General features: G+C 64.7%; 7 protein-coding genes. All 7 read right to left on the minus strand.

Annotation, left to right across the window (positions count from 1 at the left end; all coding sequences use genetic code 11):
• Positions 1-35 precede the first annotated feature (35 nt).
• On the minus strand, positions 36-1,121 hold the full coding sequence (locus C491_RS02075) for a complex I subunit 1/NuoH family protein (RefSeq protein ID WP_005553431.1): 1,086 nt from the start codon (positions 1,119-1,121) through the stop codon (positions 36-38).
• Complete coding sequence (locus tag C491_RS02080) at positions 1,118-2,782, minus strand: NADH-quinone oxidoreductase subunit D (RefSeq protein WP_005553432.1); 1,665 nt, start codon at positions 2,780-2,782, stop codon at positions 1,118-1,120. The genes C491_RS02075 and C491_RS02080 overlap by 4 nt, the downstream gene beginning before the upstream one ends.
• Positions 2,779-3,486 carry an NADH-quinone oxidoreductase subunit B gene (locus C491_RS02085; protein WP_005553433.1) on the minus strand — a complete coding sequence of 236 codons (708 nt, stop codon included), beginning with the start codon at positions 3,484-3,486 and terminating at the stop codon, positions 2,779-2,781. The genes C491_RS02080 and C491_RS02085 overlap by 4 nt, the downstream gene beginning before the upstream one ends.
• Complete coding sequence (locus C491_RS02090; protein ID WP_005553434.1) at positions 3,486-3,896, minus strand: NADH-quinone oxidoreductase subunit A; 411 nt, start codon at positions 3,894-3,896, stop codon at positions 3,486-3,488. The genes C491_RS02085 and C491_RS02090 overlap by 1 nt, the downstream gene beginning before the upstream one ends.
• A 237-nt stretch (positions 3,897-4,133) precedes the next feature.
• Positions 4,134-4,769: an AIR carboxylase family protein gene (locus C491_RS02095; RefSeq protein WP_005553435.1), complete on the minus strand. Its 636-nt coding sequence runs from the start codon at positions 4,767-4,769 to the stop codon at positions 4,134-4,136.
• 152 nt (positions 4,770-4,921) lie between these two features.
• A complete protein-coding gene (locus C491_RS02100; protein ID WP_005553436.1) occupies positions 4,922-6,115 on the minus strand; it encodes a 5-(carboxyamino)imidazole ribonucleotide synthase in 1,194 nt (397 codons plus the stop codon).
• 26 nt (positions 6,116-6,141) lie between these two features.
• Positions 6,142-6,344, minus strand: a 203-nt coding sequence (locus C491_RS23545) for a hypothetical protein (protein WP_206537563.1), incomplete at its 5' end; no start/stop codon positions are given.

The raw sequence follows: 6,344 nt of genomic DNA on the forward strand, positions 1-6,344 counted from the left end.
TTTCATCGTCGTTGCCATCGATTTGAGTATCCCGATCATTGGATGATCCCCACGATTATCGCGGTCAAGATGAGATTCGCAAACGAAAGGACGAGCAGTCCCTTCCAGCCGATCTCGATCAGCTGGTCGACTCGAACTCGCGGCACCGCCGACCGCATCCACTGGGTCAGCAGGAAGACGCCCCAGATTTTGATGATAAACCAGACGATCCCGAGCGCCTCGGGACCGGGTCCGGCGGGGCCGCCGAGGAAGATCGTCGCGATGATCGCCCCGCCCAGGAAGATGTGGAGGAACTCGCCGAGGTAGATCAGCACGAAGTACACCGAGGAGTACTCGGTCTGGTAGCCGGCGACGATCTCGGTCGGCGCCTCCGGCGTGTCGAACGGGTTACGGCCGACCTCCGCGAAGTTCGCGAGCAGGAAGAGAACGAACGCGAACGGGTTGACGATCGCGAACCAGGCCGGAATTGCGAACAGGCCGAAATCGACCAGCGGCTGGTTCTGGACGGCGACGATCTCGCTCATCTGCAGGCTACCGGTGAAGATAACGACCGACATCCCGGTGACGACGAGCGGGATCTCGTAGGCGACGTTCTGTGCGACCGCCCGCAGGCCGCCGAGCATCGAGTACTTGTTCGCCGACGAGTAGCCGGCCATCACCAGGCCGAGACTCGCGATGCCGGCGACTGCAAAGACGAACACCAGGCCGACCTCGGGGTCGGCGAGGTGGATACCGCTCCCCATCGGAATAACCGCGAAGCCGAGCAGCGCCGAGGACGCGACGACGATCGGCGCGAGGTCGTAGGCCGGTCGGTCGGCGTTCTCGGGGATGATGTTCTCCTTCGAGAGCAGCCGAACGGAGTCGGCCACGATGATCAACAGCCCGGCGGGCCCCAGTCGGTTGACGGCGATCCGGTCCGTGAACGCGGCGGTGATCTTCCGTTTCGCCCACGGGCCGGCGACGCCGGTCATCGCCAGCATCAGGTTGCCGACGATGAACGCGGCGAGAAACGCCGCGAGCAGCTCTCCGGCGAGGCCGAACTGGTCGAGCCCGGTCAGATCGCCGATCCGCTCGGGAAGCAAGACCGTATCACCGGCCTGAAGGAGCGTCCCCTCGATCATCGATCCACCTCTCCGAGAACGATGTCGAGGCTGCCCAGCGAGGCGATCAGGTCCGGAATGAAGTCACCCTCGCTGATCTCTCCGAGCGACGAGAGATTGTGGAAACACGGACTGCGGATCTTGAATCGGGCGGGTTTGTCGGTCCCATCCGACCGAATGTAGATCCCGAGCTCACCCTTCGCACCCTCGACGGCCCGGTAGATCTCAGTGTCCGGATCCGGCTTGAGCGTTCGGGGGACGTTTGCCTGGATCTCGCGGTCGTCCTCGGGCCAGTCCTCGAGCAGGTCGAGACACTGTTCGATGATCTTCGCGGACTCCTCGACCTCCTCCATCCGACAGAGGACGCGAGCGTAGTTGTCACAGCCCTGGCGAGTAATGACGTCCCACTCGAGGTTCTCGTAGTAGCCGTAGGGGTCGTCTCGCCGAAGGTCGTAGTCAATCCCCGATGCGCGGGCGACGGGCCCCGTACAGCCGTAGGACTTGGCGAGGTCGGGGTCGAGGACGCCCGTGTTGTTACACCGAACCTGGAATATCTCGTTGCCCGTCACGAGGTCGTTGTACTCGGAGATCTTCGCCGGGAGTTCGTCGAGGAAGTCCCGGGTCTTCTCGATGAACTCGTCGCGGGGTTCGGGCAGGTCCCAGGCGACCCCGCCGAGCCGGAAGTAGTTGAACATCAGCCGCTGACCGGTCAGGTCCTCCAGGATGTCCTGGACGACCTCCCGGTCGCGGAACGAGTACTGGAAGACGGCGTTGAAGTCGCCGTAGACGTCCAGACAGAAGGTTCCGAGCGCCAAGAAGTGCGAGGCGATCCGGCAGAGTTCCGCGCCCATCGTCCGGATGATCTGGGCGTACTCGGGGACCTCGATGTCGGCCAGATCCTCCGCGGTCCGGGCGTAGGCCCACTCGTTGAGCAGGCCAGCCGAGACGTAGTCCCATCGGTCCGGGTAGGGCATGATCTGGTGGCGGTAGGTTCCCTGCTGGCACATCTGCTCCTCGCAGCGGTGGAGGTAACCGATGTCGGGGTCGATGTCGACGACAGTCTCGCCGTCGAGCACCGTCTTGACGTGGAGGACGCCGTGAGTCGCCGGGTGATGGGGACCGATGTTGAGGAACATCGTGTCCGACTCCTCGTCGTGGTGATCCGGCTGGATCGGGTTGGCGTGCTCGGCGAGAGTGACGACCTGTGGCTGCTCCTGGTCGTAGTCCTTCGAGAGGGGATGACCCTGCCAGGTTTCGGGCAGGAGGATCCGGCGCGGGTCCGGGTGGCCCTCGTAGTCGATCCCCACCAGGTCGAACGCCTCCCGCTCGTGCCAGTCGGCGGTGCGGAAGACGGGTTCTGCCGACTGGCTGACCGGGTTATCGACCGACGTCGGAACGACGATCGACACCTCCTGAGTCGGGTCGGCGTACTTCTTCATGTGGTAGATCGACTCGTAGCGGTCCTCGTACTGCTGGGCGGTCAGACAGGAGAGATGGTCGAACCCCGCCTCGTCCCGGAGATCGAACAGGACGTCCTGAACGTCGTCCGGCCGGATGACAAAGCCCGGCGCGTTGAGGTGGTCGTCACGTCTGAGCGCGCGGTCGCCAATCAGCGCCTCGAGTTCGTCCTCGGTGACCTCGACGCCGATCTCCTGTTGGTTGCGTTCGAGTTCCGTGCTCATGGCGAATCAGCCCAGTTGTACCGCATGACGAGGTCCTCCTCGTCGATGTCGTCGGCGAGTTTCTGTATAAGTTCGTCCTTCGGCAGGTCGCCGAACTGCTCGAGTTCGTACGGTTTGACCACGACGGGCGAGGTCTCGCCGTTGCGAATTCGTTCCTGAAGCTTGGCGACGCCGTAGATCAGCGCCTCTGGTCGGGGCGGACAGCCGGGGACGTGGATGTCGACGGGGATGATCTCCTCGGCGCCCTTGACGACGTTGTACCCCTCCTGGAACGGCCCCCCGGAGATCGTACACGATCCCATTCCGACGACGAACTTGGGCTCGGGCATCTGGTCGTAGACCCGCTTCATCCGCGGGCCGAACTTCGAGACGATCGTTCCGGGGACGATCATCACGTCGGCCTGTCGCGGCGAGGCTCGAGGGACACCCGCACCGAAGCGGTCGAGGTCGTGTTTGATCGCGTACGTGTGAATCATCTCGATACTACAGCAGGCGATCCCGAACTGCAGCATGAACATCGAGTTCCCCCGAACCCAGTTCATGAACTGGTCGAACTTCGTGAGGATGAACGGCGACGCACCGAACGCCTCCCGAAGCTTCGAGTTGAATCGATCGTCGGGGCCGGCACCCATCCGCGCCTCTCGAGTGTCGGTCGACGGGGCGGTACTGTCGTAGATCTCTTGGCGTGGTTTGTCACTACTCATTATCGATCAGCTCCGGCCTCCACCTGCTCTGGCGTTCGCGCCCACTGAACGGCGCCGGTGCGCCACGCCCAGGCGAACCCGATCAGCAGGATGGCCACGAACGCCAGCATCGGACCGAGGGCGTGGACGAGGCCGTACTCCTCGGCCGCGAGCGCATCTTGGTAGACAACCGCCCACGGAAACAACAGGACGGTTTCGATGTCGAAGACGAGAAACAGAAGCGCAACCATGTAGTACTGGATGTTGAATCGGATGCGCGTCCCGCCGGTCGGCACCTCGCCACTCTCGTAGGTGGCACGTTTGCTCGTTTCGGGGACACTCGGCCGCAGGAGGTACGATACCGCCATCATCCCGAACGGTATCAGCAGTCCCACGAGCGCGAGCGCGCCGATAGCGATCCAGTCATTCATCTCGGTAACGTTCGAAGCTTCAGAGCCCACGCATATAAGGGTTGATTCTTGCTGTTTCGGCCGGTAGGAGCATCAGCATCCGTTTTCGTCGCTCGAGGAGCCGACCGAACGATCGTCAGCACAACCCCTGACCCGTTCATCACCGAAAGAATCCGCGATCCCTGCGTGGGACGGCCCCGAATCGATAGCCCCCACGGGGATACGCGCGCTGGCTCCACTGGGGACGCCGTGGGTCGGCTACTCGCTCGAGAAGCGCGCGGTGCCGTCGTCGTGGAGCCGCCGGGAGACCTCGCCGACCTCCGCTCGAAGTCCCTCGTGGTACTCGAGGAGCCGCTCCCGAACCGGCTCGTGCTGACGAGCGAGGATCTGGGCTGCTGACAGCGCGGCGTTGAACGATTTCCCGGCATCGACAGCAACCAGCGGCGCACCCGTCGGCATCCCGATGACGCTGTCGACGGACTTCTCCTGGACCGGGACGCCGATCACCGGCAGCGGGTAGGCGATCGAGGCGGTCATGTTCGGCAGGTCCGCGGACTTCCCGCCCGCGCCGGCGATGAGCACCTCGAGCCCGCGGTCCTCGGCCGTCTCGGCGTAGGCGGTCATCAGTTCCGGCGTGCGGTGGGCGGAAGTGACGTACGTCTCGAACGTAAACCGGGCCTCGGGCGGGTCCTCGTAGTCGGTCTGTTCCTCGAAGCCGAGTTCGTCGACGAGGGCGTCGTAAGCGCCACGACGCCGCCCGCCGGTGGACATCACCTCGAGGTCGGAGTCGCTGCCCATCACAATGCCGACATCGGGGGTCTCGGCGTCGGGCAGGTCCAGTTCGGCCTCGCGGTGCAGGCGGTCGATCAGTTCCGAAACCGAGTTGGCGGGCATGAGTCGAGACTACGACCCGCCGACAAAGAAACGGTACGTTTCGTCGGCGTCGGGTCGGAGATACATTCGCCGTGAACCCCAGACGGAACGCGCTCGTCATATCGAAACGACCACATATTGTGCTGGCCCGTCCGTCACTTCCCGTTCGCTCGTTACTCCGCGGTGAACGTAACGGATCGCTCGAGCTCCCGGGCCGTCTCGAGTAGCTCGTCGGTCGTCTCGCCCTCGCGGCCGGCGATCGTGACGTGACCCATCTTCCGCAGCGGCCGAACCTGTCGCTTGCCGTACCAGTGGAGATTCGCCGCGGGCGTCTCGAGGATTCGGTCGAGGTTTCGAAGTTCGGCGTCTCGCGACTCCTCGACGTCGCCGAGCAGGTTCACCGAGACGGTCGGCGAGCGCAGGTCGGTCGCCGCTAGCGGCCAGCCCAGCACGGCTCGAGCGTGCTGTTCGAACTGCGAGCTCTGAGCGCCCTCGATCGTCCAGTGTCCTGAGTTGTGCGGGCGGGGGGCAATCTCGTTGAGCAGGACGTCGCCGCCGCTCGAGTCCTCAGAGGCGCGTAGCGCCTCGCTCGTCTCGAACAGCTCGATTCCGTACACGCCCCGTCCGTCCATCACCTCGAGGACGTCCTCGGCGACCTCGAGGGCCCGTTGTTCGACGGCCTCGCTCGAGCCGGCGGGAACGATCGTCTCGCGGAGGATCTCGTCCTTGTGAACGTTCTCCCCGATCGGAAACGCTGCGGTCTCGCCATCCCCCTTGACCGCGATCACCGAGATCTCCCGTTCGAAGTCGACGAACGATTCGACCATCGCGGGGCCGGCGACCGACTCGAGGGCCTCGGCCGCGTCGGCTTTCGACTCGACGGGGACGTTCCCGCGGCCGTCGTACCCGCCAGTCCGGGCCTTCAGCATGACAGGTGCTCCGTAGTCGTCGATCGCTTCGCGGATATCGTCGGCGTCCTCGACCGCCCGGAACGGCGGGACGGGAACGCCCGCGTCCTCGAGGGCCCGTTTCTGGACGAGCTTGTCGTGGATCGTCTCGAGGGTCGCGGGATCGGGGTGGACGGGGGTTCCCGACTCCTCGCTGACCCGCTCGAGGACGTCCTGGTCGGCCAGTTCGATCTCGAAGGTGAGGACGTCGGCTCGCGCGGCGAGCTCCCGAATACCGGCCTCGTCGTCGAACTCGGCGACGATCTGATCGCGCGCGACGAGCGCGGCCGGACAGTCCGGCGTCGGATCGAGTACGACGACCTCGACGCCAAGCGGCGCGGCCGCCTCGGCGAGCATTCGTCCGAGCTGTCCGCCACCGACCACGCCGAGGGTCGGCCCCGGCGTCCGTAGCGTCGTCATCGGCCGTGAGTTGGACGGGCCGTCGCTTAAGTATTCTCAATGCTGCCGATTTCTTCGGCTGGGAACGGCCGCGATCGGCACGTTCGTGAGTACTCCGGCGAACGGCGACCGACTGCCCGCTTCAGTTCGCGGCGATGGCTCGTCCTGGGCAAAAGAGCCGCGACGTCCGCCGAGAACGGTACCTCTTTGAACTCCCCACCCGACCGCTCGAGTATGACCACGCTCGGAC

The sequence above is a fragment of the Natronococcus amylolyticus DSM 10524 genome (assembly GCF_000337675.1).
Lineage (GTDB): Archaea > Halobacteriota > Halobacteria > Halobacteriales > Natrialbaceae > Natronococcus > Natronococcus amylolyticus.

Bases quoted from the DNA above. Each gene is read 5' to 3' on its own strand.
- C491_RS02075 (WP_005553431.1), bottom strand. From the start codon at position 1,121: ATGATCGAGGGGACGCTCCTTCAGGCCGGTGATACGGTCTTGCTTCCC.
- C491_RS02100 (WP_005553436.1), bottom strand. From the start codon at position 6,115: ATGACGACGCTACGGACGCCGGGGCCGACCCTCGGCGTGGTCGGTGGC.
- C491_RS02090 (WP_005553434.1), bottom strand. From the start codon at position 3,896: ATGAATGACTGGATCGCTATCGGCGCGCTCGCGCTCGTGGGACTGCTG.
- C491_RS02085 (WP_005553433.1), bottom strand. From the start codon at position 3,486: ATGAGTAGTGACAAACCACGCCAAGAGATCTACGACAGTACCGCCCCG.
- C491_RS02095 (WP_005553435.1), bottom strand. From the start codon at position 4,769: ATGCCCGCCAACTCGGTTTCGGAACTGATCGACCGCCTGCACCGCGAG.
- C491_RS02080 (WP_005553432.1), bottom strand. From the start codon at position 2,782: ATGAGCACGGAACTCGAACGCAACCAACAGGAGATCGGCGTCGAGGTC.